The organism is Pseudogemmobacter sp. TB195 (genome assembly GCF_058313095.1).
In genome coordinates this window covers 1-501 of the sequence record NZ_JBZEGG010000253.1, presented here as the reverse complement: position 1 = coordinate 501, position 501 = coordinate 1, and the positions used below count along the sequence as shown (strand labels likewise).

At 72.3% G+C, this 501-nt stretch carries 1 protein-coding gene; it reads right to left on the bottom strand.

Annotated features, from left to right (window positions below; all coding sequences use genetic code 11):
* On the bottom strand, positions 1 to 501 hold a 501-nt coding region (locus tag AC4FS3_RS29645), incomplete at both ends, for a hypothetical protein (RefSeq protein WP_491023519.1).

The following is a 501-nucleotide window of genomic DNA, read 5'->3' as shown; positions in this document are numbered from 1 at the left end:
ATCAGGAATGCAAGGATCCACGCCCCGAGCCGCCACACGCCCGTGGCCGCGCCGCCAGCCGGAATGTAGGGGCCGAGGCTTTGCTCCTCGCAGTCGACGCCATCGCGCATCCGCCGCAGCATGCGCACGAGCACCAGCGCGACGCCGGCGTTGATGACGGCGTCCAGCGCTGTCGCCGTGGCCCGGTCGCCGCCGCTGGCTTCCAGCACCTCGCCCAGCGCCCAGCCGGCCACCACCAGGCCGACGGCGGCCGTCAGCGCCCTGGCCACCGGCCCAGCGGTCTGGTCGGGAATGGCGAGAATGCGCCATTGCGGCGTGTTCGGCGCCAGCAGGGCGACGATGAGCCCACGCATGAGGGTGACGGCGACGATGGCCTGGAGCACCGAACGGATCAGCGGATCGACGCTGGCCGGGGTGAGGCCGCTGCCGTCGAGGCCGAGATAAAGCAGCCAGCAGCCCAGCGCCACGGCGGCCGTGTCGCTGACGGTGACGAAAAGGCCG